Consider the following 24019-nt stretch of genomic DNA (forward strand, 5'->3'; position numbering starts at 1 on the left):
CCGCGTACTGACTGGAGGAGGTGTGACGCCGGATGTGGCGAACCCTGTCTGACGACGCTCGCCAGGCCATTCGCGACCTGTGCGACAAGCACGGAGCCCGCCTCTACGACTACTGCCGCACGGAGCTCGCCGCGGGCGACGCCGAGCAGGCGGTGGCCGGTGCGATGCTGACGGCGCACCTGTACGCGGATCGCGTGGTCGATCCGGCCCTGCGGCGGCCCTGGTTGTACGCGGTGGCCCGCGCGCACCGGGCGTTCGTCGCCAAGCCCGCGAGCATCGGCTCGTGGTCGCGGCCCGGCCGGATGTCGGAGCTGCTGCCCGAGGCGCTGCTCTCCCTGGAGCGCCCGCAGCGGGAGCTGCTCGACCTGTCCATGCGCCACGGCCTGGCCGACGCGGAGATCTCCGTGATCTTCGAGCTGCGCCAGGACGAGGTGCGGACCATCGTCACCCGGGCTGCCGAGTCCCTGGAGGAGTGGTTCGCCGCGATCATCGCCGCGCGGGGGCGCGACGGATGCCCCGACCTGACGGCACGCGTGTCGGCGTGGGTCGCGGCGCCCGGCCGGCGAGCCAGGGCCAGGATCGGCCGTCACATCCAGTCCTGCGCGACCTGCCGGGCCGCGCCCAGGACCATGTCGGCGGCGGCGTTGCTGCGCCGCCTGCCGATCACCACACTGCCCGGCACACTTCCCAACCGGCTGGCGTTGGCGCAGCCGTTGCCCGGCGAGGGGCCTCTCTGGCGGGCGGACGGCTTCCCCGTGCAGGCACGCACACTGGTGGAGACCGGTCCTTCCCCGGCTCCTCCGGTCGCCGACGCCACGCCGCAGATCCCGGTCGCCGACCCCACGACGGCGACCTCGGGAAAGCCCTGGTCGGCGGCGGGCGCGGCCGCCGCCGACCAGGAGCCCCCGGCGGCACCCGCCGTGCGCGGGCGGCACCCGTTCACGCCGCCGAGCCGTACGCGGGCCTTCCGCGGCGGCGCGTACGGGGACAAGCTCGTCTTCAGCGCCGCCATCAAGGGCTCGGGCAACGGCTCCCACAGCGAGGGCGCCATCATCCGGTACGGCGGGATCTCCCTGGGCGGCGATCTGGCCGAGCTGCGGGACGGGCAGGTTCAGGAGTTCTGGCGGGACCGGCTGGACGACGACGACCCCGAGGCGGGGCCGCCGATCAGGGCCGTGGCCAGGCTCGGCCTGATCGTGGGCGTGGGCCTGCTGGTGGCGGGGCTGGTCTGGGCCGTCGTGAACGCCCAGAAGCATCCCCCGACGCTCACCAAGGCCTCGGCGCAGACGGGCGGCCTGCTGGACGAGCCGTCGCGCTGGGTGGCCGGGGTGGCCCCGATGGCCGCCGGAGCCGGCCTGACGAGCATGGCCAGGAAGGCCGAGCTGCCCAAGCCCGCGCCTCCGGTGGCCAGGCTGTCGCCGGCGACGGCGTGGCTGGGCTCGGGGCGTACCGGAACGTTCGCGCTGTCGTGCGACGGACGCTGCGAGATCGTCTCCGCCAAGGGCACCGACGGCATCACCGTGTCAGGGAACACCTTCAAGGTGACCGCGCCGCTCCCGCGGCCCGGCTGCTCCGCGCGGTCGAGCGTGGAGCGGGGGAAGATCACCGTCCAGTGGGCGGGCCGGGCGACCGGTGACGGCAAGACCACCGGCGGCACCAGCGCCGGGGGCGGCACCCTGACCATGAGCGTGGCCTGGACGGTCCGGCAGAAGGGCACGCGGACGACGCTCGACTACCGGCGCGGCGTCCTCTCCTGCGGGTGAGGGCCCCGGGCGGCGCGCCCGAGACCCTCTCATACCGCTAGAAGCCCCCTCATACCGCTAGAAGAACGAGAACTCGCGATCGGGCTCGGGCAGCTCGACCCGGTCGGGACCGCGGAACGTGGTCGTGTCCTGCGGCACGTCCGCCAGCGGCGTGCCCAGGACGAACGGGACGACGACGCTGGACCTGGCCAGGTCGAGCGTCACGGTCGCGCCGGTGCCGGTCTCGTCGCTGTAGGTCGAGTCGGTGCCGGCCACCACGAGGCCGACCCGGTGGCCCTTCCTGAAGGTGTAGTCCTGCGGCAGCGTCAGCCACTTGACCGTCCCGTACGTGCCGGGCGGCAGCGGCGCGGCCTGGCTGAGCGAGTCGCGGTTCTGGACGTCGATCCAGCCGCGGGCGACGATCTCGAGCGGGCGGGTGGCCACGTTCGTGACGACCTTCTTGTAGCAGGCGTCGTCGGCCGCGGTGCTCTCGCCGTAGCAGTCCTCCTCGGTGAGCGTGGTGATGCCCTGGCCGCGGCGCCAGTCGACGCGGGTGCCGTCGCCGAAGTCGACGAGCAGGGCGGTCAGGTTGGAGGTGGGCTTGTCCAGCTTGACCCGCAGGTCCGCGGTGGGCGTGCCGGACAGGCGCAGGTCGAGCGGGAGCGCGCCCGTGGTGAACGCGACCCGTCCCGGGTTCGCCGTCCCGATGTCGGCCACCATGTCGCTCTCGGTCATGGCGACGTCGGTGAAGGAGGCGGTGCTGTTCCTGGCGGCGGGCTTCAGGCCGAGCGAGCCGTCGGGCGCGGGACGCAGGGACGCCTTGAGCGCGAACGGCGCCGGCCAGTCGTGCTGGGTGGTCCAGCGGGCCGGGCCGATCTCGACGTCGGCGCGGGGCTCGTTCACGATCCCGTTGCGTACGCCGTGCAGCCAGTAGTCGAACCACCGGTGCAGGGTGTCCACCCAGAGCGCGCGCCGGCCCTCGAAGTCGAACGGGTCCACGTGCTGGGTCTGGCCGACCCAGATCTTGCGCGGCACGTTGCGGTCGGCCAGGGCCTTCCACCAGGTCGAGAAGTTGTCGGGCTTGACGTTGAGGTCGTTGACCGTGTGGACGACGAACACGCTGGCCTTGACCTTGGAGGCGTCGCCGAGCAGGCCCTTGATGTAGTCGCGCTCGGCCCAGAACGGATTGAAGTTGCCCGTGTCGTCGCCGTCCTCGGCGTCCATCCTGTCGCGCACGGCCTGGCACTTGGCCTCGGGGTCGGTGTCGACGTAGTTGGCCAGCCAGGAGGCGTAGTCGTGGTTGTAGATGACTCCGTTGGAGCGCTGGTACTTGTACCAGGAGCTGATGGCCGAGATGGGCACGATCGTCTTCAGGCCTTCGACGCCGGTGGCGGCGACGGCGTTGGCCAGGGTGCCGTCGTACGACTTGCCGATCATGGCGGCCTTGCCCGTCGTCCAGTCGGCCACGGCCGGGGTGCCGTCCGCCCTGAACGCCTTGGCGCGGCCGTTCAGCCAGTCGATGACGGCCTTGCCGCCCAGGACGTCCGCCTTGCCGCCGATGTCCGGGCAGCCGTCCGATCGGGTGGTGCCGAGCATGTCGACGTTGAGGACGGCGTAGCCGCGGGGGACGAAGTAGTTGTCGTAGAAGAGCGGAAATTTCGTGACATTTCCGGCGGCGTCGTAAATTTTGCGCTCTGCCTCGTTGCCGCGGCCGGAGTTGTCGTAGTACGGGCTCTCATCGATGATCACCGGCACCTTGAGCCCCGGGCCGGACTCCTTGGGCCTGATGACGTCCACGCGTACTCTGTCGAGTTTGCCGTCGAGGTCGCTGTCGACGGTCGACTCGACGTACACGTGCTCGCGGACCGCGTCCGCGTAGGAGAAGACCGGCTGTGTACGGCCGTTCTGGACGGTGATGGCGGGTGCTGCTGCCGCCGCCTGGGCGGGTGTCGCGATCGCGAGGGTGAGGGTGACGGCGAAGAGGGCCGGGCGTAATTGTGGCACGCGTGACCTCCGGGACGTGGGCTGAATCACCCGCAATCTCTCAGACCGCCCGGAGCCTGACAAGATTTCCCCATGGGCGTACGGGATCGAGTACGAGGCTGCCTCCTCGGTGGCGCGATCGGCGACGCGCTCGGGTCGCCGATCGAGTTCCAGTCGTTGCGGGAGATCCGCAGGGAGCACGGGACAGAGGGCATTACCGGATATGTCACGACGTGGCGAGGAAGGTCCGGCCTCATCACCGACGACACCCAGATGACGCTCTTCACCGTGGAAGGGCTGCTCCGGGCCCGCGCCGCCCACGCTGGCGGGCCCCCGGGCCCAGGGCGGGCGGCGTACCCGTACCCCGAGGTGGTGGAGCCCGTGCGGCAGGCGTACCTGCGCTGGCTCGACACCCAGAACCACCAGGCCCCGCCGCCCGCGGACCGCCCGCACCGCACGGGCCGGCTGCGCGAGGAGATCTGGCTGTACTCGCGCAGGGCCCCGGGCAACGCCTGCCTGTCGGGCCTGCGTCAGCAGTTCCCCGGGCCGTCCCCGCTGGGCGTGCCGGGCCCGGTGAACCCGAACTCCAAGGGCTGCGGCACCGTGATGCGCTCGGCACCCTTCGGCCTGGTCGCGCTCTCCGGCGGCGCGGGGCCCGACCCTCGGGAGGCGTTCGAGGTGGCGGCGGCGTGCGCGCAGATCACCCACGGGCATCCGACCGGCTACCTGGCCGCGGGGGCGTTCGCCGCGATCACGGCGTACCTCGTGGCGGGCGAGGCCCTGGAGCCCGCCGTCCACCGCGCCCTGGACCTGCTGGCGGCCTACCCGGCGCACGACGAGACCAGCGCGGCCCTGCGCGCCGCCGTGGCGCTCGCCGCCGACGGCGGCGCGCACTCGCCGGAGCGGGTCGAGTCGCTGGGCGGCGCGTGGGTGGCCGAGGAAGCGCTGGCCATCGGCGTGTACTGCGCCCTGGTCGAGCCCTCCGTGGAGCGGGCCCTGCTGCTGTCGGTCAACCACTCGGGCGACAGCGACTCCACCGGCTCGGTGTGCGGCAACCTGCTCGGCGCCCTCCACGGCACCGGCGTCCTGCCCGCCGCCTGGCTGCGTCCCCTGGAGGGCCGTGAGACGATCGAACGCCTCGCCGCCGAGCCGGCATAACCGGCAGGCGCCCCGGGCCGGGCGAGATATTGGGATGCGCGTCCCGCCGGTGTCGGGCAGCATGGTCGGTTGGCTCCGGGGACGCGGGGCTCAAATATCCTGAAAGCAGTATGGGAACGCCTTCCTTGTCCTCTCCACTCGCCGAGCTCCACTCCCGCCTGCCCGAGCTCATGCCGCGCGACCAGCGGCGACTGCGGCGCAGGCTCGACGGCATGCGCCGGGTCCGGTCACGTGACGCCCGGGACAAGATCGTCGCGGAGATCCTCGCCGACGTCGAACGCGCCGAGCAGCGGCTGGTCCGGCGGCGCGAAGCCGTACCGGTGGTGAAATATCCGGAAAACCTGCCGGTCTCCCAGCGGAAAGACGACATCCTTGAGGCCATCCGCGACCACCAGGTGGTGATCATCGCGGGCGAGACGGGCTCCGGCAAGACCACCCAGATCCCCAAGATCTGCCTGGAGCTGGGCCGCGGCGTACGCGGGCTGATCGGCCACACCCAGCCCCGCCGCATCGCCGCCCGCACGGTCGCCGAGCGCATCGCCGAGGAGCTCGACACCGGCCTGGGCGAGGTCGTCGGCTACAAGGTCCGCTTCACCGACCAGGCGAGCGACCGCACGCTCGTCAAGCTGATGACCGACGGCATCCTGCTGGCCGAGCTGCAGAACGACCGCATGCTCGACCAGTACGACACGCTGATCATCGACGAGGCCCACGAACGCAGCCTCAACATCGACTTCATCCTCGGCTACCTCAAGCAGCTCCTGCCCCAGCGCCCCGACCTCAAGGTCATCATCACCAGCGCCACGATCGACCCCGAGCGGTTCTCCCGCCACTTCGACGACGCGCCGATCGTCGAGGTCTCCGGGCGCACCTACCCGGTGGAGGTGCGTTACCGGCCGCTCAGCGAGGACGACGACCAGACCCAGGGCATCGTGGACGCCTGCCGGGAGCTGATCTCGGAGGGCCCCGGCGACATCCTGGTGTTCCTGTCGGGCGAGCGGGAGATCCGCGACGCCGCCGACGCCCTGGGCAAGGCCGAGTTCCGCAACACCGAGATCCTCCCGCTCTACGCCCGCCTGAGCGCCGCCGAGCAGCACCGCGTCTTCCAGCGCCATACCGGCCGCCGCGTCGTGCTGGCCACCAACGTCGCCGAGACGTCGCTCACGGTCCCCGGCATCAAATACGTCGTCGACCCGGGGTTCGCCCGCATCTCCCGCTACAGCCACCGCACCAAGGTGCAGCGGCTGCCGATCGAGGCCGTCTCGCAGGCCAGCGCCAACCAGCGCAAGGGCCGCTCGGGCCGCACCTCCGACGGCATCTGCATCCGGCTGTACGAGGAAGAAGACTTCCTCAGCCGGCCCGAGTTCACCGACCCCGAGATCCTGCGTACCAACCTGGCCTCCGTCATCCTCCAGATGACCTCGATCGGGCTGGGCGACATCGAGGCGTTCCCGTTCGTGGAGCCGCCGGACCGCCGCCAGGTCAAGGACGGCGTCAACCTGCTCCACGAGCTGGGCGCGTTCGACGTCCACGGCAAGCTCACCGGCGTCGGCCGCAAGCTGGCCGGCCTCCCCGTCGACCCGCGCCTGGGCCGCATGGTGCTGGAGGCCGAGAAGAACGGCTGCCTGCGCGAGGTCATGGTGATCGCCGCGGCGCTGTCCATCCAGGACCCGCGCGAGCGCCCGTCCGACAAGCAGCAGCAGGCCGACGAGAAGCACCGGCGCTTCGCCGACCCCGAGTCCGACTTCCTGGCCTACCTCAACCTGTGGAACTACCTGCGCGACAAGCAGCAGGAGCTGTCCTCCAGCGCCTTCCGGCGGCTGTGCAAGGCCGAGTTCCTCAACTACCTGCGCGTACGCGAGTGGCAGGACATCTACAGCCAGGTGCGCCAGTCGCTCGGCACCCAGCCCAACAGCCAGCCCGCGCAGCCGTACCACGTGCACGCGTCGCTGCTGGTCGGGCTGCTGTCGCACATCGGCGTCAAGGACGTCATGGACAAGCAGCGGGGGCAGGACGGCCGCCGGCCGATCCAGGAATACCTCGGCGCCCGCAACGCCCGCTTCGCGATCTTCCCTGGCTCGACGCTGGCCAAGAAGCAGCCGCAGTGGGTCATGTCGGCCGAGCTGGTCGAGACCTCCCGGCTCTGGGCGCGCGTCAACGCCAAGATCGAGCCCGACTGGGTCGAGCCGCTCGCGCAACACCTGGTCAAACGCACCTACTCCGAGCCGCACTGGGAGAAGAACCAGGGTGCGGTGATCGCCCTGGAGAAGGTCACCCTGTACGGGGTGCCGCTCGTGGTGGGCCGCAAGGTCAACTACGGCCGCATCGACCCCGACCTGTCGCGTGAGCTGTTCATCAGGCACGCCCTGGTCGAGGGTGACTGGGACACCCACCATCGCTTCCTCAAGGACAACCGCAGGCTGCTCGGCGAGGTCGAGGAGCTGGAGAACCGGGCGCGCCGCCGCGACATCATGGTGGACGACGAGGCGCTGTTCGACTTCTACGAGCAGCGGGTGCCGGCCGACGTGGTCTCGGCCCGCCACTTCGACTCCTGGTGGAAGCAGGCCAGGCAGCAGACGCCCGACCTGCTCACGTTCTCGCCGGACATGCTGGTCAACGAGGGCGCCGACGTCAGCGCCCGCGACTACCCCGACACCTGGAAACAGCTCGGGCAGCGGATGAAGCTGACCTACCAGTTCGAGCCGGGCGCGGACGCCGACGGCGTGACCGTCCACGTGCCGCTCCAGGTGCTCAACCAGGTCAGCTCCGACGGCTTCGACTGGCAGATCCCCGGCCTGCGCGAGGAGCTGATCACCGCGCTGATCCGCTCCCTGCCGAAGGCCCTGCGCCGCAACTTCGTGCCCGCCCCCAACTACGCCAAGCAGGTGCTGGAGGGGGTCAAGCAGGGCGGCGAGCCGCTGCTGGCGGCCGTGGAGCGCGAGCTGCTGCGCCTGACCGGCGTACGCGTGCCGCGCGAGGCCTGGCAGCTGGACCAGGTGCCCGAGCATCTGCGCATCACGTACCGGGTGATCGACGAGCGCAGGCGCACGGTGGCCGAGGACAAGGACCTCGACGCGCTGAAGCGCCGCCTCGCCCCGCGCCTGCGGGAGACGCTCTCGCAGGCCGGCGACGACCTGGAGCAGACCGGCCTGCACACGTGGAGCTTCGGGACGCTGCCGAAGGTGTTCGAGCAGGGCCGGATGAAGGGCTATCCGGCGCTGGTGGACGCGGGCGACTCCGTCTCGATCAAGATCTTCGACACGGCGGCCGAGCAGCGCCGCTCCCACTGGCCCGGCGTGCGCCGCCTGCTCCTCCTCAATGTCACCAACCCGGCCAAATCCCTGCTGGGCGGCCTGTCCAACCAGGCCAAGCTGGCGCTGTCACGCAGCCCGCACGGCGGGGCGGTGGCGCTGTTCGAGGACGTGGTCAACGCGGCGGTCGACAAGCTGATGCTCGACGCCGGGGGCGCGGCGTGGGATCCGGTGGCCTTCGACCGCCTCTACCAGCACGTACGGGCTCACCTCCACGACACGGCGGCCGACGTGCTGTCGAAGGTGGAGCAGATCCTGAGCGTCTGGCACGCGGCGGGCGGCCAGCTGAGCGGCCTGCGGGAGAGCGCGTCGACGGACGATATCCGCGAGCAGCTCGGCAAACTCGTCTACGCGGGCTTCGTCACGGCGACCGGTTACCGGCGTTTGTCCGACATCTTGCGCTATATCCGGGCGATCGACCGCCGCCTCACCAAGCTCCCCGAGGAGCCCTGGCGGGACCAGGAGTGGATGGACAAGGTGCACAAGGTCGAGGACGACTACCACGACGTGCTGGAGAAGCTCCCTCGGGTGCGGAGAGGGGATCCGGACGTGGTGGAGATCCGGTGGATGATCGAGGAGCTGCGGGTGAGCTTCTTCGCCCAGACGTTGGGCACGCCTACGCCGGTCTCGGAGAAGCGCATCACCAAGGCGATGGAGAAGCTCACGCCATGAAGATCGAGGTGTCGAGCTTGAAGTCGACGGGGGAGGGCAGCTTGATCGGGGTGCCGATGATCACTCTGGTCAGCGCCTGATAGGCGCCATCCTTGATATCGCTGAACGCGGTCACGCTCGGCTCATCGGCGATCGGATCGATCAGCAGGTAGACCGGCACCCGGCCCAGTGCGTAAAGACGCTTCTTCTCCTCACGGTCGGTGTGGACGCTGCTGGGCGAGACGATCTCGGCGACCATCAGCACCCCGGACGACAACAGTTCCCCCGGGCCCCAGCGAGGGCAGAGGGGGTGCGTCAGGACGTAGTCGGGTATGAGCGAGTCGCGGGGGCCTTCGACGCAGACGCTCAGGCCGCCGGGCGCTCCTCGCCATCCGCGCTCCTTGCACAACGGAGAGAGGGCGTCGTTCAGGTCCACGGCCATCCAGGTGTGTTCTGGGGTGCCCATAGGACTCACAATCAGCTTCCCTTCGATGACCTCGACCCGGAAGCCGGGGAGGGGGGGTAGGGCATCGAACAATTCGCGGGCGGTGCTTGGCCGTCGGGGGAGACGCACCCAGGTCGACTCCGGGTCGTCTTCGTGCTCTGCCTCGTCCGTGTGATGTTCCTCTTCGGCGGATCCGGAGTGCTGCTCCTCCTCCACCGTGTCGGTGTGGTCCTCCTCCTCCACTTCCACTACATCCGTGTGGAGCTCTTCTTCCACCATGGCGACCATGGATTCTCTCCCTTCGTATTCGAACGGGCACGCTAAGTATTCCATCCCGCGCGCGCCGATGCCACGGGAATCGGCCGCCCCGTGGGGCGGCCGATTCGATGGAGTGTCACGCCGGGACGGCGTCCACGTCGCGTTCGTAGAAGCGGTGGCCGGCCACCGCCGTCGCGAACTTCTCGGCGATCCCGTCCCCCATCACCACCCCCACGTCGCTGGGCAGTCGCGCGGCCTCCAGGAGCTCGCGGCCCGACCCCACGGCCCCGATGGCCTTGCCGTGCTTGAACGCCTCCATGACGAAGAAGCGCGCCCGCCCCAGCGAGGCCAGGGCCGCGCCGTCGGCGGCCACCACCGCGTCGTAGAGGACCGAGCTCGCCGCGCCGAGCTGCCGGTCCACGGGGATGCCGGCCACGGTGCCCTCCGCCGGGGCCAGCACCTCGCAGATGGCGCCCTTGCCCTCCAGGGACTCGCGCAGGGCGGTCACCTCGCCGGCGTCCGTCCCGTCCGCCATGAGGATGGCGACCTTGCGGGTGGCGATGCTCTGCGGCTGGCCGGTCATGCTGAGCGCGGGTGAGGCGTTGGAGTGGACCTCGGTCCTGGGCGGCTCGGGCAGGCCGAGCCCCTGGGCCACCTGGGCGGCCAGGTCGGGGTGGATCTGGCCCAGGTGCCGGACCACGCCCTCCTTGATGGGGGGCCGCTCCACGTGCCCGAGTTCGAACAGGAACGCGGCCACGATGTGCCGCTTCTCCCAGTCCGCCATGCTGTTCCAGAACAGGGTGGCCTGGCTGTAGTGGTCCTCGAAACTGGGGCTGCGCTCGCGGATCTTCACGCCGTCCACCCGCTCCTGGTAGTGCCGGTAGCCGTCGGTGGCCTCGGGGCGGTTGCCGCTGATGGAGTTGGGCGCGTAGCTGGTGCGCGACTCGTGGATCAGGTGCTGGTGGAAGCCGTCGCGCTGGTCGTTGCGCACCTCGTTCACCGGCCGGTTGACCGGGATCTGCGGGAAGTTGGGCCCGCCCAGGCGCAGGAGCTGGGTGTCGAGGTAGGAGAAGTTGCGGGCCTGCAGCAGCGGGTCGTTGGAGAAGTCGATGCCGGGCACGACGTTGGCGGTGTGGAAGGCGACCTGCTCGGTCTCGGCGAAGAAGTTCTGCGGGTTGCGGTTGAGCGTCATCTTGCCTATGGGCCGCAGCGGCACCTGCTCCTCAGGGATGATCTTCGTGGGGTCGAGCAGGTCGAAGTCGAAGTCGTGCTCCCGCGACTCGGGAACGAGCTGCACGCACAGCTCGTACTCGGGGTAGACGCCGCGCTCGATGGCCTCCCACAGGTCCCGGCGGTTGTAGTCGGGGTCGTTGCCCTGGATGCGCAGCACCTCGTCCCACACCAGCGAGTACGTCCCCAGCACCGGCCGCCAGTGCCACTTGACGAACGTCCCCTGCCCGGAGGCGTTCACCAGCCGGAACGTGTGCACCCCGAACCCCTGCATCATCCGGAAGCTGCGCGGGATCGCCCGGTCGGACATCAGCCACATGACCATGTGCAGCGACTCCGGCTGGAGCTGCACGAAGTCCCAGAACGTGTCGTGCGCCGACTGCGCCTGCGGGATCTCGTTGTGCGGCTCCGGCTTGACCGCGTGCACGAAGTCGGGGAACTTGATGCCGTCCTGGATGAAGAAGACCGGGAAGTTGTTGCCCACGAGGTCGAAGTTGCCCTGAGAGGTGTAGAACTTCGTGGCGAATCCGCGTACGTCCCGGACGGTGTCGGCCGAGCCGCGCGAGCCCGCGACGGTCGAGAAGCGCACGAACGTCGGCGTCGGCGTCGAGGTGTCGTTCAGGAAGGCCGCCGAGGTCAGGTCGCCGAGCGGCTCGTAGAGCCGGAAGACCCCGTACGCGCCCGCGCCCCTGGCGTGGACCACGCGCTCGGGGATGCGTTCGTGGTCGAAACGGGTGATCTTCTCGCGGAAGTGAAAGTCCTCCATGAGCGTCGGCCCGCGGGTGCCCGCCCGCAGCGAGTCGTCCGTGTGATCGACCGGGACGCCCTGATCCGTGGTCATGGTGAGGTCGTCGAGTGGGACGCGATCGGCGTCGAGCTGGCGGTGCTTCGCATCGCGCTCTGGCTTCATGAAGAAATCCCCCTTATAGGATTTGTCGGGCGCTTTTGCCTAGGTGCCCGGCCGAACGGGTTGAAACGGGGGGATTGATGATCAAGGCCGTGGTGTTCGACGTCGGGGAGACGCTGATCAGCGAGGCGCGCATCTGGACGCGCTGGGCCGGGCGGCTGGATGTGAGCGAGTTCGTGCTGATGGGCGCGCTCGGCGGGATGGCGGCGCTGGATCGCCCCCACATCGACGCCTTCGAGCTCATCCGCCCCGGCTTCGACGCGGACGCGGAGGATGCCGCCTGGGAGCGCGACGAGCCTGACGGCCTGCGCAACCACTTCGACGCCGACGACCTCTACCCCGACGTGCGCGACGCCCTGGCCGCCATCAGGGCGGCCGGATACCAGGTGATCATCGCGGGCAACCAGCCGGCGCGGGCCTACGGGGCACTGGTCGCCATGGACCTGCCCGCCGACTCCGTGCACACCTCCGAGGGATGGGGCGTGTCCAAGCCGGACGCCGGGTTCTTCGCCAAGGTCGCGGCGGTCGCGGGGCGGGAGCCCGGCGAGATCCTCTACGTCGGCGACCGGCTCGACAACGACGTGCTCCCGGCCGCCGCGGCGGGCATGCGCACGGCGCTGCTGCGCCGCGGCCCGTGGGGGTACCTGCACGCCGAGCGCCCGCAGGCGGCGGCCGCCGACGCGATCATCGACGACCTGCACGCCGTGCTGCCCGTGCTGGAACGCCTCGGCTGAGCGCGAGTGTGGGGACGCGTTGGATGAACGCCCGCGCCGGAACGCCGCGCGAGCGGTGACGGCGGCGCGGGGACGGATCACGTGAGGTTCTCGTCGGAGTCGATGCGGATGGCACGCTCCTCCGCCGACAGGTCGTTCCCGTCGTCGTCGCCCCAATCGAGGGCGATCTCCTCGCCTTCCGTGTCGGGCGCCAGCCCTTCGTCCGGCTGGGTCAGCCGGTGCTTGGGGCGGGGCTCGTGGAGCCGGTCCCTGGCCTCGCGGCGAAGGCGTTCGTCGAGAGTGTCCCGGCGCTGGGGGTCGTCTTCCTTGACCTCGTGGTAGAAACCGAGATCCTCGGTCCACTCCTCGAACTCGATCGCCTGTTCGTCACTGAAGCCGAACCGGTCAGGAGGTTTTTCGGTCATACGCGCCCCCTACCCAGGACGCGGCCCGAAATCCTATGACTTGGCCTTGCTTAGGGCCTTGGCCAACTCTTCCTTGTCCCTCTTCGACACTGTGGTGGGCGTCGGTTGCCAGAGGGGCCAGGGCTACTCATGGGACTGGGATGATGCCCATTTGAGGGTTAAACGAGCTCGAGCGGATGATCCCTGCTCACCAGCGCCGCGTAGTGGCCGGCGCGGGCCATCAGCTCGTCGTGGGTGCCGCGCTCGACGATCTTCCCGCCGTCCAGCACGACGATCTGGTCCGCGTCGCGGACCGTGGACAGCCGGTGCGCGATCGTGATGGTCGTACGGCCCCGCGCCAGCGCGTCGAGCGCCTCCTGCACGGCCCGCTCGGTCTGCGTGTCCAGCGCGCTGGTGGCCTCGTCGAGGACCAGCACCGGCGGGTTGCGCAGCAGCGTGCGCGCGATGGCCAGGCGCTGCTTCTCGCCGCCGGAGAACCGGTAGCCGCGCTCGCCCACCAGCGTGTCGTAGCCGTCGGGCAGCGAGGCGATGTGGTCATGGATGCGCGCGGCCCGCGCGGCCTCCTCCAGCTCCTCGTCGGTGGCCGACGGCTTGGCGAAGCGCAGGTTGTCGGCGATCGAGGCGTGGAACAGGTACGTCTCCTGCGACACCACGCCGACCGCCTCGCTCAGCGTGTCGAACGTCAGCTCCCGCACGTCCACCCCGTCGATCGTGACCCGCCCGCCGGTGACGTCGTAGAGCCTGGGCAGCAGGTAGCTGAGCGTGGTCTTGCCCGAGCCGGTCTCGCCCACGACGGCCAGGCTGGCGCCCGCCGGGACCTTGAGGTCCACGCCGGTGAGGGTGGGGGTCTCGCCGTACGAGAAGTCGACGTCCTCGAAGCGGACCTCGCCACGCACGTCCGCCAGCTCCCGCGTGCCGGGGCGGATGTCCACCGGCAGGTCCAGATACTCGAAGATCCGCCCGAACAGCGCCAGCGAGGTCTGCACCTCGACGCCCAGCCGCAGCAGCGAGACCATCGGCCTGAACAGGCTGGTCTGCAGGGTCGTGAAGGCCACCAGCGTGCCGACCGAGATCGCGCCCGTGTGGCCGACCGCCCAGTAGATCATCGCGGGCATGGCCGCCATGACGATCTGGATGGACGACTGCCGCCAGCGTCCCGCCATGCTCGTCCGCACGCCGAGGTCGGCCAGCTCGTCGGAGGCCCGGCCGAAGCGCTCGGTCAGACCGTCGGAGCGGCCCATGGTGCGGCCGAGGAGGATGCCGCTGATCGACAGCGACTCCTGGACCATGGAGGCGATGCTCGCCAGCTTGCGCTGCCGCTCGTTGGTGATGCGCTTGCGCTCGCTGCCGACCTTGCGGCTGATCCACACGAACACCGGCATGAGCAGCAGCGAGACGACCGTCAGCCGCCAGTCGAGCGCGACCATGGCGACGATCGTGGCGATCACGGTGGTGAGGTTGGAGACGAGGGATGAGGCGGTCGAGGTGACGACCGACTGCATGCCGCCGATGTCGTTGGCGATGCGCGACTGGACCTCGCCGGTCCTCGTGCGGGTGAAGAACGCCAGCGACATGCGCTGCAGGTGGCCGTAGACGGCGATGCGCAGGTCGTGCATCACCCGCTGGCCCACGGTGGTGGACATCAGCGTCTGTACGACGTCGAACACGCTGGTGATGACCGCCACCGCGATCATGCCCAGGGCCAGCAGCGCGAGCAGGCCGGCGTCTCTGGCCGGGATCGCCACGTCCAGCACCTCGCGCAGCAGGAAGGGCGAGGCCAGCGACACCAGCGACGACAGCAGGATGAGGGAGCCCACCAGGGCCAGGCGGCCGCGGTAGGGGCGGAACAGCGTGATGATGCGCCCGAGGGGCGCGCGTGGTTCCTCCGCCAAGTGGCGCCTCCTTTCAGATGTCCACTCAAACAGAGGTTAACTCATATTTGTTCCGGCTAAACTTATCGACATGGGAGAAAAGGAGCTCGCCGAGCTCTTGCACCTGGTCAGCCGGCGGTTGCGGCGCGGGTACGTGGACCGGCTGGTCCCGCTGGGGCTCAACCCGGGGCAGGCGCGGGCTCTCCGGGCGCTCGCCGAGGCCCCGGAAGCGCTGCGGATGGTGCGGCTGGCCGACGAGCTGCGGATCGTGCCGCGCTCGCTCACGCCGGTGGTGGACGCGCTGGAGGAGGCCGGGCTGGCGCGCCGCGAGGTGGATCCCGCCAATCGCCGCTCCACGTTGGTGGTGATCACTCCCGAGGGGCGCCGGATGGCCGAGCGCGCCCGCGAGGCCCGCCGGGACGCGGGTCAGGACCTGTTCACGGTCCTGACGGAGGAGCAGCGCGACCAGCTCCGTGACCTGCTGGGCCTGGTGGAGTCCCAGTTCCGCTAGCGATCAGGCCGCGGGGAGGACGGTGCCGCCGAGGACGGTGCCGAGGCAGGGTGGCTGGGCCAGGAGCGCGGCGTACGGGTAGCGTCCGCGGGCGTCGAAGACGGCGAAGTCGGCGCGGGTCCCCGGGGCCAGCGACCCGATGCGCCCCTTGCCCCGATGCATCCCCAGCGCCCTGGCCCCGCCCATGGTCGCGGCCGCCACCAGCCTGCCGTCCAGCCCTCGGGTCCGCAGCCCGAGCTCGCGGGCGTGCTGCCGGATGCCCCGCGCCACCCCGAGCACCCCGCCGGTGCCGCCCGTCGGACCGCCGTCGGCCCCGGTGCCGAGGGCGACGGTGTTGCCCTCGTCGAGCAGGGCCAGCACGTCGGGGGCGGGCGACGCGCAGACGGCCACCACGGTCTTGCGCAGCCGCAGCAGCTTGCGCTCCCCGGGGTCCAGCGGCCGGGAGACCGCCACGTGGCACAGCGGTCCCAGCACCCCCGCCTCGTCCAGGGCGGCGGGGGAGAGCCGGTCCAGATCGACCAGCAGGCGCAGCCCGAACGTCCTGGCCAGCACCGCCACGTCCTCCAGCACCTGCGGGTCCGGTGTGTGCGCCGCGATCCCCACCGGGCAGGGCCGGTCGGCCTCGCGGATCGCCGTGATCACCGCGTCCCGCCCGCGGGTCTCCCACTCCTCCTCGCTCGCGCTGGTCACCTCGACGTACGAGATCCCGGGCACCCCGGCGGGCTCGGCCAGGTCGGAGACCACCCCGGCCCGCGCCGTCACCCCGGGTCCGGCGGCCGGCCCGGAGGCGGACCCCGCGGCGCGGGCGTCGACCAGCCCGGCCACGATCATGCCGGTCCACCGCCGCTCCTCGGCGGCGGGGAAGGACGTGGTCACCGAGGCTCGCGTGCCCACCTCGACCACCCGGTCGCCCTTGAGCGCCACGGCCCCGTCGCGAATGGGATCGGCGCAGACGGGCAGGACGAGCGGGCCGGAATGGACCACGACGGGCATGGGCGCGCGCCTGTTCAGGACCGGACCGGCACGTTTCGCAGACGGCATCGGCACTCCCGTCGGATCATCCCTGTCAGGGCATTAAACGTGAGCCCTGCCAGGTTCGCAATTAGGACAAATTATGCGATTCTCTCGGTAAATATCGACCGGAGAGGCGGGCGAGTTTCAGGCTCAGGTGCAGCGCGAGCCGCTCGCCCCCGTCCTTCAGGTCGGTACGGGCCAGCTCCTCCACCCGCTGCAGCCGGTAGTACAGGGACGTCCGGTGCAGCCGCAGCGCCCGAGAGGTGGCGACCGCGCTCCCGGCCAGGTCCAGGTAGGTCTCCAGGGTCTCCAGCAGCGGCAGGTACTGGGCGTCGGCCAGCAGTCCCTCCAGCCCCGGATGCAGCTCCTGGTCGGGCAGCTGGGTGAGCATCCGGTAGACGCCGAGCCGCGCCCACTCGGCCGTGCGCCCGAGCCCGGGCACCCGCGAGGTCACCTCCGCCGCGTGCCTGGCCTCCCGGTACGACTCCGCCGCCTCCGCCAGCGCCGGCCTGGTCCGCCCCACCCCGACCACCACCGGCACCGGCATGGCCGCGTGCAGCTCGTCGGGGGAGACCGGCGGCCCGGCGGTCAGCAGCACGGCGTGGTCGTAGCGGACCAGGTGCAGCGGATGGTGACCGTTCAGCCGCCGCCGCAGCGCCAGCAGCCCCTGCTCCAGCCCCAGCCTGAGCGCCTCGTCCGGCTCGGCCCCGCGCGGCTTGGCCACCAGCACGGTCACCGGCTGCGCCTGCGGGAACGCGCCCGCCTCGATGAGCTGCCTGGCCGCGTCCCGCTCGCCCGCCAGCAGCCCGGTGACCGCCTCCAGCTCCCGGTGGGAGGCCAGCCCGGTGGCCAGGCTCTCGTGGAACAGGGCCAGCGCCAGGGTCGGGGCGGCGGCCACGGCCTCGGCGATCTCGGCGGCGGACATGGCCGGCTCCGCGTCGACGAACCACAGGAAGCCGAGCAGCGCGTCCGCGTGCCGTACCGGGACGCACACCCGCGGCAGCAGGCCGAAGTGCGGCGCGCCCGGGGTGCGCACGGGCCCGGTCGCCTCGTGCACGCCGGCCGCCCGGAACCACTGTCGCACCTCGGGAGTGGTGCTGCGGCGCAGGATCGAGTCGCGGCGGATGTCGTCCATGGCGCCGTTCTGCTCGCTGTAGGCCACGACGCGCTGCACGCGGTCCTCGAGCAGCAGGGGGCGGCTGAGACGCGCGGCGAGCTCGTCCACGGTCCGCTGGAGATCCGCCACACCAACACCTTTACGTGGATATTTCAACAATTGTCGGAAAGACGACTACGGTTCTTCCCTACAACTGATCGGTGATCTCCGTCAATATCGTCTATACCGTCAATCCGTGATTGCCCCGAAGAAGCTGCTGAAGGGTTTGCTGGCGGCCATCGTGCTGATCCCGGTGAGCCTGATGGCGACCCCTGCTTCCGCAGCACCCCCCACCGATCCCGAGTATCCGTGGCGGCAGAACCACTGGCCGCAAACGCAGCCCTGGCAGCGCGACGAACCCGCCGACGCCCAGGCCCTGCGCTCCAACCCAGCCGGCGGCATCAAGCCGATCGATCCGCAGAACTGGGAGAATCCCGACAACATGACGTGGGCGGACTACAAACGGCCGCCCGGCACCAAGTGGAACGACCCCGCCGTCAAGGGGTCGAAGCGCACGTTCAAGGGCGCGCTCGTGCTGCTCGACTACCCGAACCAGTCGTTCGTGGTGACGCAGCCCAAGGGCTCGACGATCTACGCGAACCCGAGCGCCGAGGCCCATGACGTCCCGCGCGACCAGGTGGCCAAGTTCTACCAGGACTTCCTCAACACCCCGAACGACCTCAACAAGGGTCACACCATCCACGAGTACTGGATGGAGGACTCGGGCGGCAGGTACGGGGTGGAGCTGACCGGGTTCGGGCCCTACACGCTGTCGGGCAAGGACCACGAGTACGCGATGGAGTTCCAGGGCGGCACCGGCTGCCCGGCGGGCGACACCTGCAGCAAGAACCTGCGTACCGAGGGCAACGCCGCCTGGATCGCCTCTGTCGGCGAGGAGGTGGCCAAGCAGTTCGACTTCGTCTTCTACCTGAGCGCCGGTCAGGACGAGTCGTCCACCTGGCAGGAGTTCGGGATGATGAAGTTCCCGACCAAGGAGGACGTGCCGGACGAGTGGGGCCCGCCGGACCCCGCGCTGCCCAACTGGGTGGCCACCCGCTACGTCGACTGGACCTCGTGGCAGGCCGGCTCCAACTTCTGGCCGAACGCCCGCTTCGGCATCGACTCGGTCCAGGCCGAGAGCTCGGGCATGGCCGTCTACGCCCACGAGCTGAGCCACATCATGGGCATCGCCGACAACTACAACAACCCGTACGGCGTGCCGGCGCGCAGGGCGTACACGGGCGTCTGGGAGATGCTCAGCCGCGGCAGCTTCAACGGCCCCGGCGGCCCGCACTCCCGCTGGCTGATCCCGCCGACGGCCGGCGCGTCCATGGGCGCCCAGCACATGCTGCGCAACAAGATCAAGCTGGAGATGGTGGACGAGCAGAACGTCTTACGCCTCTCGCGCGAGGCGCTCGACGAGTCGGGCCTGGTCACCGCCCGGGTCGTGGCCCGGGCCGTCCAGCCGGGCAAGAACGAGCTGTCCGGCGTCAACATCTCCTTCGACACCGGTGACAAGAGCCCCGCCTGCGACGTCACGACGAACCCGCTGTGTGACGGCGGCGGCTACGAGAACTACACGGTCGAGGTCGTGGACCGCGTGGGCACCGACTCCTTCACGCCCGACTCCGGCGTCCTGCTGGCCAAGACCAAGAACCAGGACCGGTCCCCGTTCGAGTGGGTGATCGACGCGAACCCGCAGGACATCGGCATGACCGACTACGTGCTGCCCGACGGGACGAAGGTGCCGATCACGGTCGGCGACTACCGCCAGCTCGCCGACGCCCTCTTCCACGCCGGCACGGACTCGGGCAGCGAGTACGAGTACGTCGACCAGGCCAACCGCCTGCACTTCTACGTCACCGACGTCAAGCGCGGCCGCGACGGCGAGCTGTCCTACACGGTCGCCATCCGCTCGCTCGACGGCGCGGGACCGCAGAAGCGCGGCGTCAAGCTGCTCCCCTCGGCCGGCCTGCCCACCGCCAAGAACATCTCCACCTGCAAGTTCCCGCTCTTCAACACCGGCAAGGCGGCCCCGGCGCAGGGGCAGCACCCGGAGGACGTCAGCGCTTACCTGAACTCCGACGTCTACCGGCTCAAGGCCGAGATCCAGGGCAAGGGCTGGACCGCCCAGCTCCCGAACGCGCTGGACTCCGTCGCGTTCGGCAAGCAGGACCTCGTCACCGTGAACGCCGTGCGCGGGACCGGCGGCGACCGCCTGGCCAGGGTCAAGCTCACCGCCACCTCGGAGAGCGACCCGAGCAAGACGGCGACGGCCACCTGTCATGTGATCGGCTAACAGATGAACGATGGGGTACGGCTGGCGCAAGCCGTACCCCATTGGCTTGAATTACCCCATAGGGGGTGTTCGTTGACAGGGGACCTACCTGACAAACCGCGCAAAAGACGCAGAAAGGTGTCATGGGCCGCGCCCATCTCCGCGGGCCTCGCGGCCGCCGCCGCGAGCGTGCTGACCGCCTCCGTGGACTGGGAGATCCCGCCGCTGGCCAAGATCGCCGTGACCGGCGCGGCGGCCGTCCTCGTCGGGCTGACCACCTGGGCCACCACCGAGCCGCGCGAGCCCCGGCAGCAGGCGCTCCCCGCGCCCGGCCCGCACCCGCCCGACCAGTGGCCGCCGGTCCCCGAGCACTTCACCGGCCGCGCCGAGGCGCTGGCCGAGCTGCACGACGTCTTCACCGAGCGCAGGAAGACCCCCGGCCTCTCACCGCCCCTCGTGGTCTCCCTGTACGGCCGGGGCGGCGTCGGCAAGTCGGCGCTGATGACCAGGTTCGCGCACGAGACGGCCGGCTGGTTCCCCGACGGCAGGCTCTACGCCGACCTGCGCGGCGGCGTGGACGCACCGGTGCGCCCCGACGAGGTGCTGATCGGGTTCCTGCGCGCGCTGGACGTGCGCCTGACCACCGACCCCGGCGGCCTGGACGAGTTACGCAAGCTCTGGCTGACCTGGACCAAGGGCCGCAGGATCCTCATCGGCCTCGACAACGCCCACGACGCCGAACAGGTCAAGGCGCTGATCCCGGCCGAGCCCGGCTGCGCGGTGCTGGTCACCTCGCGCGCGCCGCTGTTCCTGAACGGCACCCATGACACGCGGCTGGGCGTGTTCAGCGAGGCGCACGGAGTGGAGCTGCTGGCCAGGCTGGCCGGCGGCGACCGGGTCGTCGACGACCTGGAGGCCGCCAAGGAGGTCGTGCGGCTGTGCGACTACCTGCCGCTGGCGATCAACATCTGCGGCGCCCGGCTGGCCACCCGCGAGCAGTGGAGCATGCGCGAGATGTCCGCCCGGCTGGCCGACACCCGCCGGCGCCTCGACCAGCTCGAAGTGGCCCCGACGGTGGACAAGAGCGTGCGCGCCTCCGTGCAGCTCAGCTACGACGACTGCACGGGCATGCAGCGCCGCCTGCTGCGCCTGCTCAGCGCGCTCACCGCGCCCGACGTGCCCGGCTGGGTGGCCGGCGAGCTGCTCGACAGCTCCGGGCTCGACGGCGCCGACCAGCTCGAAGCCCTCATCGACGCCCAGCTCGCCGAGTGCTCGGGCACCGACCAGACCGGCACGATGCGTTACCGGCTGCACGACCTGGTCAGGGTGTTCGCCGCGGAGCTGGCCGAGCAGGACGAGGCCGAGCGGCGCAGGGCCGCCATCGAGCGCGTGCTCCACGGCTACCGCCGCCGCGCCGAGGAGGCCGCGCAGAACCGCTGGCCGCAGGACTGGAGCAAGGGCGGGCGCCGCTCCGACGCCGACGGGCAGGTCCGGGCCGGCGACTGGCTCAACGCCGAGCGGCTGACGCTGCTCGCCATGATCCACCTGGCCCGCCAGCTCCGGCTGTGGGAGCTGACCTGGGGGCTGGCCAGGGCGTTCTGCTCCCTGTGCCACTCGCTGCGCGCGTACTGGGCCGACTGGGTGGCCGTCGCCGAGCTCGGCTGCGAGGCCGCCGCGCAGATCGGCGACCGGCGCGCGCTGGCCATCGCGCTGCTCGACAGCGCCTCCGTGCACGGCGGCCTGGGCCTGCGGGAGCGGGCGCTGGAAGAGGCCAGGCGGGCGCTGGAGACGTTCGAGGAGCTGGGGGAGACCTGGTGGGCTGCCAGGGCCATGCGCACGATCGGCATGACGCTGTTCAGCGACGGCCACCTGGACCGAGCGCAGGACTATCTCATCGGGGGCATCACCGCGTTCAAGGGCGAGGACGACCTGTGGTGGATGGCCCGCACCCAGCGCAACCTCGCCGAGATGCGCATGTCGGAACGCCGTCCCGACGAGGCCAGGGAGCTGCTGGAAGACGCCCTGGAGATCTTCAAGCGGGACGGCAACCGCTACTCCGAGGCCCAGACCCTGCGCGTCTACGGCGAGGTGCTGGCCGCGCAGGCGCGCGCCGAGCACCGCGCGGGCGACCTCCGGCTGGCGGCCAACCTGTTCACCAGGGCCGGGTTCAGCCTCGACCGGGCCTCCGAGATGTTCAGGCAGAGGGGGGAGCTGTGGGAGGAGGCCCGCTGCCTGCGGGCCGCGGGGGAGGTCGGCGACCCCGACAACGGGCTGCGCGAGCTGGACTTCGTCCGGCGGGCCGAGAAGATCCTGGCCGCGCTGGGCGACTCGTGGGGGGTGGCCAGGACCGCCGTGTCGGCCGGGCGGGCCCTGGCGCGGCTGGGCCGGATCGAGGAGTCGGAGCGGGAGCTGCGGCGGGCGGTGCGGGGGTTCGAGGAGCTCGAGGACCGGTGGTGGATGGCCAGGAGCCTGCGCTACCTGGGGGAGGCGCACCTCGACGCGGGCGGCCGCGGGGCCGCGGTGGAGCCGCTGGAGCAGGCCAGGGACATCTACCGCAGCCTCGGCAACGAGGCCGGCATGCGCCGTACCCTGGAGCTCCTCAGACGCGCCGGCCCCTGAGCGGCCCGGATCACGTGAGGGGGGTCCTGATCAGCTCGCCCGCCGCCAGCCTGGCCTGGGCGATGCTCTCCTCGAACAGCTTGCGCACGTGCGCCGCCTGGTCGGCCAGCTCCCTGATGCGCTCGTGGGCCAGCTCGTCCCGCACGGTGTCGGCGATCAGCTGCTGGTATTCGGGGGTCTTGGCGGCCAGCGCCTCGAGCCGCCGGTGCGCGTGGTAGACCTTGTCCGCCTTGACCACCTGCTTCGCGTACTTCTCCAGGTGGCGGACGCGGTGCGACAGCGACGTCCAGGCGGCGTCCAGCGCGGTGGTGTAGGGCTTGAACGCGTCCTCCATGCCGGGTGGCAGCTCGCGGGGGACGATCTTGCCGTGCTCGGCGTGCATGGACGACAGCTTCCGCAGCCGCTGGGCGATCTGCCAGACCTCCTCGGGCAGTGAGACCCGGTTGTCGATGGTGTCGATCAGGCCGTCCCGGTGGACGCGGGAGGCCATGATCGCCTCGACCGCGTTCTGTGCCCTGCGCAGCAGCCTCTGGCAGGGGTAGTCCAGGTCCTCGGGGAGGATGAAGCGGTTGGCGTGGACCTGGGCGGCGCGGATCCGCCGCCGGGTCGATCGATAGGTGCCGTCCAACGCCATCCACCTGAACAGGACGATCAGCCCGAGCCCTACACCGGGGACCAGCAGGGCTGCCGTGCCGGTCGCTACGGCGAGCACCATCAGGAGGGCCGGGATCACGAAGAGGAGGGCAGGGTTCTTCGTGGTGTCCACGCGCACACCGGATCGAGCCAGGCGGAGGATGTGCGGGCTGGACCGCAGCTCGACCGAGATCTCCGGGTGCAGCGTTGGATCGATCACCAGCCGGGGCGGCAGAGCTCGTGGATCCATACGTTCATGCTGCGTTATGAACCTCGAATTCGCTCATATTTGGCGGACATATAGGGTCGCAATAATGGATGAGATGACGAGGTGGATAGACCTGGAAGGCGCGGTCAACGCGCGTGACCTGGGCGGATTGCCGACTCGCGACGGCGGCCGCATCCGGCGCGGGCGGATCTTCCGCGCCGACAACCTGCAGGGCCTCACGCCGGGTGACGTGGCGGTGCTGGTGGGTGAGCTGAAACTGCGGCACGTCGTGGATCTGCGCTCGAACGCCGAGGTCGCGATGGAGGGCCCGGGGCCGCTGACCCTGGTGCCCGAGGTGCGCCACCACCACTTGACGCTGTTCGCGGAGGGCGGCACGCACACCGACGTCGAGGCCGACACCATCGACGGCGACCGGGTGCTGCCCTGGGCCGAGCGCGGGCTGGACGAGGAACTGCGGGTGACCGGCTTCTACTTCGGCTACCTGCGCGACCGCCCGGACGCGGTGGTGGCGGCGCTGCGCGCGATGTCGCTGGACGACGGGGCGGCGCTGGTGCACTGCGCGGCGGGCAAGGACCGCACCGGAGTGCTGTCGGCGCTGGCGCTGGACGTGGCGGGGGCGACCCGCGAGGCGATCGTCGAGGACTACGTGGCGACGGGGGAGCGGCTGGAGCTGATCCTCAAGCGGCTGCGGAGCAGCGCGACGTACCGGGGCGATCTGGACTCGCGGCCGGCGGACGACCACATGCCGCGGGCCCGCTACATCGAGCAGTTCTTCCAGGTGCTGGACGAGCGGTTCGGCGGGGCGATGGGCTGGCTGACCCGGCACGGCTGGACCGACGCCGACACGACCGCCCTCCACACCCGCCTCCGCGACTGACGCCACCA

General features: G+C 70.8%; 16 protein-coding genes. 8 read left to right on the forward strand and 8 right to left on the reverse strand.

From position 1 onward, the window contains the following. Window positions 1-32 precede the first annotated feature (32 nt). Window positions 33-1763 carry a hypothetical protein gene (locus ABZX61_RS13210; protein ID WP_355194197.1) on the forward strand — a complete coding sequence of 577 codons (1731 nt, stop codon included), beginning with the start codon at window positions 33-35 and terminating at the stop codon, window positions 1761-1763. A gap of 57 nt (window positions 1764-1820) precedes the next feature. Here the strand turns inward: ABZX61_RS13210 and ABZX61_RS13215 are convergent, their stop codons facing one another. Further along, window positions 1821-3746: a Xaa-Pro dipeptidyl-peptidase gene (locus ABZX61_RS13215; RefSeq protein ID WP_355194199.1), complete on the reverse strand. Its 1926-nt coding sequence runs from the start codon at window positions 3744-3746 to the stop codon at window positions 1821-1823. Between the two features lie 72 nt (window positions 3747-3818). Between ABZX61_RS13215 and ABZX61_RS13220 the strand changes: the two genes are divergently transcribed. Then, window positions 3819-4883, forward strand: coding sequence for an ADP-ribosylglycohydrolase family protein (locus tag ABZX61_RS13220; protein WP_355194201.1), 1065 nt, complete (start codon window positions 3819-3821; stop codon window positions 4881-4883). Between the two features lie 110 nt (window positions 4884-4993). Next, a complete protein-coding gene (hrpA, locus tag ABZX61_RS13225) occupies window positions 4994-8866 on the forward strand; it encodes an ATP-dependent RNA helicase HrpA (protein ID WP_355194203.1) in 3873 nt (1290 codons plus the stop codon). On the opposite strand, the gene ABZX61_RS13230 is transcribed toward hrpA, so the two are convergent. Both ABZX61_RS13230 and ABZX61_RS13235 read right to left on the reverse strand, forming a co-directional pair. Then, a complete protein-coding gene (locus ABZX61_RS13230) occupies window positions 8856-9578 on the reverse strand; it encodes a Uma2 family endonuclease (RefSeq protein WP_355194205.1) in 723 nt (240 codons plus the stop codon). The genes hrpA and ABZX61_RS13230 overlap by 11 nt on opposite strands. A gap of 106 nt (window positions 9579-9684) precedes the next feature. After that, window positions 9685-11688: a catalase gene (locus tag ABZX61_RS13235; protein WP_355194207.1), complete on the reverse strand. Its 2004-nt coding sequence runs from the start codon at window positions 11686-11688 to the stop codon at window positions 9685-9687. 77 nt (window positions 11689-11765) lie between these two features. On the opposite strand from ABZX61_RS13235, the gene ABZX61_RS13240 reads away from it, so the two are divergent. Next, window positions 11766-12419 carry an HAD family hydrolase gene (locus ABZX61_RS13240; RefSeq protein ID WP_355194209.1) on the forward strand — a complete coding sequence of 218 codons (654 nt, stop codon included), beginning with the start codon at window positions 11766-11768 and terminating at the stop codon, window positions 12417-12419. Between the two features lie 77 nt (window positions 12420-12496). Here ABZX61_RS13240 and ABZX61_RS13245 read toward each other — a convergent pair whose 3' ends face one another. Both ABZX61_RS13245 and ABZX61_RS13250 read right to left on the reverse strand, forming a co-directional pair. Beyond that, entirely contained in the window at window positions 12497-12823 is a 327-nt protein-coding gene (locus tag ABZX61_RS13245; protein WP_350723043.1) for a DUF5709 domain-containing protein, read from the reverse strand. A gap of 158 nt (window positions 12824-12981) precedes the next feature. Then, entirely contained in the window at window positions 12982-14715 is a 1734-nt protein-coding gene (locus ABZX61_RS13250; protein WP_355194211.1) for an ABC transporter ATP-binding protein, read from the reverse strand. Window positions 14716-14785: 70 nt separating this feature from the next. Between ABZX61_RS13250 and ABZX61_RS13255 the strand changes: the two genes are divergently transcribed. Further along, window positions 14786-15205 (forward strand): MarR family transcriptional regulator, encoded by a 420-nt coding sequence (locus ABZX61_RS13255; protein WP_350723039.1) that lies wholly within the window; start codon window positions 14786-14788, stop codon window positions 15203-15205. Between the two features lie 3 nt (window positions 15206-15208). On the opposite strand, the gene ABZX61_RS13260 is transcribed toward ABZX61_RS13255, so the two are convergent. Both ABZX61_RS13260 and ABZX61_RS13265 read right to left on the reverse strand, forming a co-directional pair. Continuing rightward, window positions 15209-16198, reverse strand: coding sequence for an amidohydrolase family protein (locus ABZX61_RS13260; RefSeq protein ID WP_355194214.1), 990 nt, complete (start codon window positions 16196-16198; stop codon window positions 15209-15211). 109 nt (window positions 16199-16307) lie between these two features. Continuing rightward, complete coding sequence (locus tag ABZX61_RS13265) at window positions 16308-17465, reverse strand: helix-turn-helix domain-containing protein (protein ID WP_355194216.1); 1158 nt, start codon at window positions 17463-17465, stop codon at window positions 16308-16310. Window positions 17466-17571: 106 nt separating this feature from the next. Between ABZX61_RS13265 and ABZX61_RS13270 the strand changes: the two genes are divergently transcribed. After that, window positions 17572-19674, forward strand: coding sequence for a M6 family metalloprotease domain-containing protein (locus ABZX61_RS13270; protein WP_355194218.1), 2103 nt, complete (start codon window positions 17572-17574; stop codon window positions 19672-19674). Between the two features lie 117 nt (window positions 19675-19791). Further along, complete coding sequence (locus ABZX61_RS13275; RefSeq protein ID WP_355194220.1) at window positions 19792-22272, forward strand: tetratricopeptide repeat protein; 2481 nt, start codon at window positions 19792-19794, stop codon at window positions 22270-22272. Between the two features lie 10 nt (window positions 22273-22282). Here ABZX61_RS13275 and ABZX61_RS13280 read toward each other — a convergent pair whose 3' ends face one another. Next, a complete protein-coding gene (locus ABZX61_RS13280) occupies window positions 22283-23155 on the reverse strand; it encodes a hypothetical protein (RefSeq protein ID WP_355194222.1) in 873 nt (290 codons plus the stop codon). A 73-nt stretch (window positions 23156-23228) separates the two neighbouring features. Between ABZX61_RS13280 and ABZX61_RS13285 the strand changes: the two genes are divergently transcribed. Further along, entirely contained in the window at window positions 23229-24011 is a 783-nt protein-coding gene (locus ABZX61_RS13285) for a tyrosine-protein phosphatase (protein ID WP_355194224.1), read from the forward strand. Window positions 24012-24019 lie beyond the last annotated feature (8 nt).

Origin of the sequence: Nonomuraea sp. NPDC003709, from assembly GCF_040610775.1 — a bacterium.
In the GTDB taxonomy this organism is placed as follows: domain Bacteria; phylum Actinomycetota; class Actinomycetes; order Streptosporangiales; family Streptosporangiaceae; genus Nonomuraea; species Nonomuraea angiospora_A.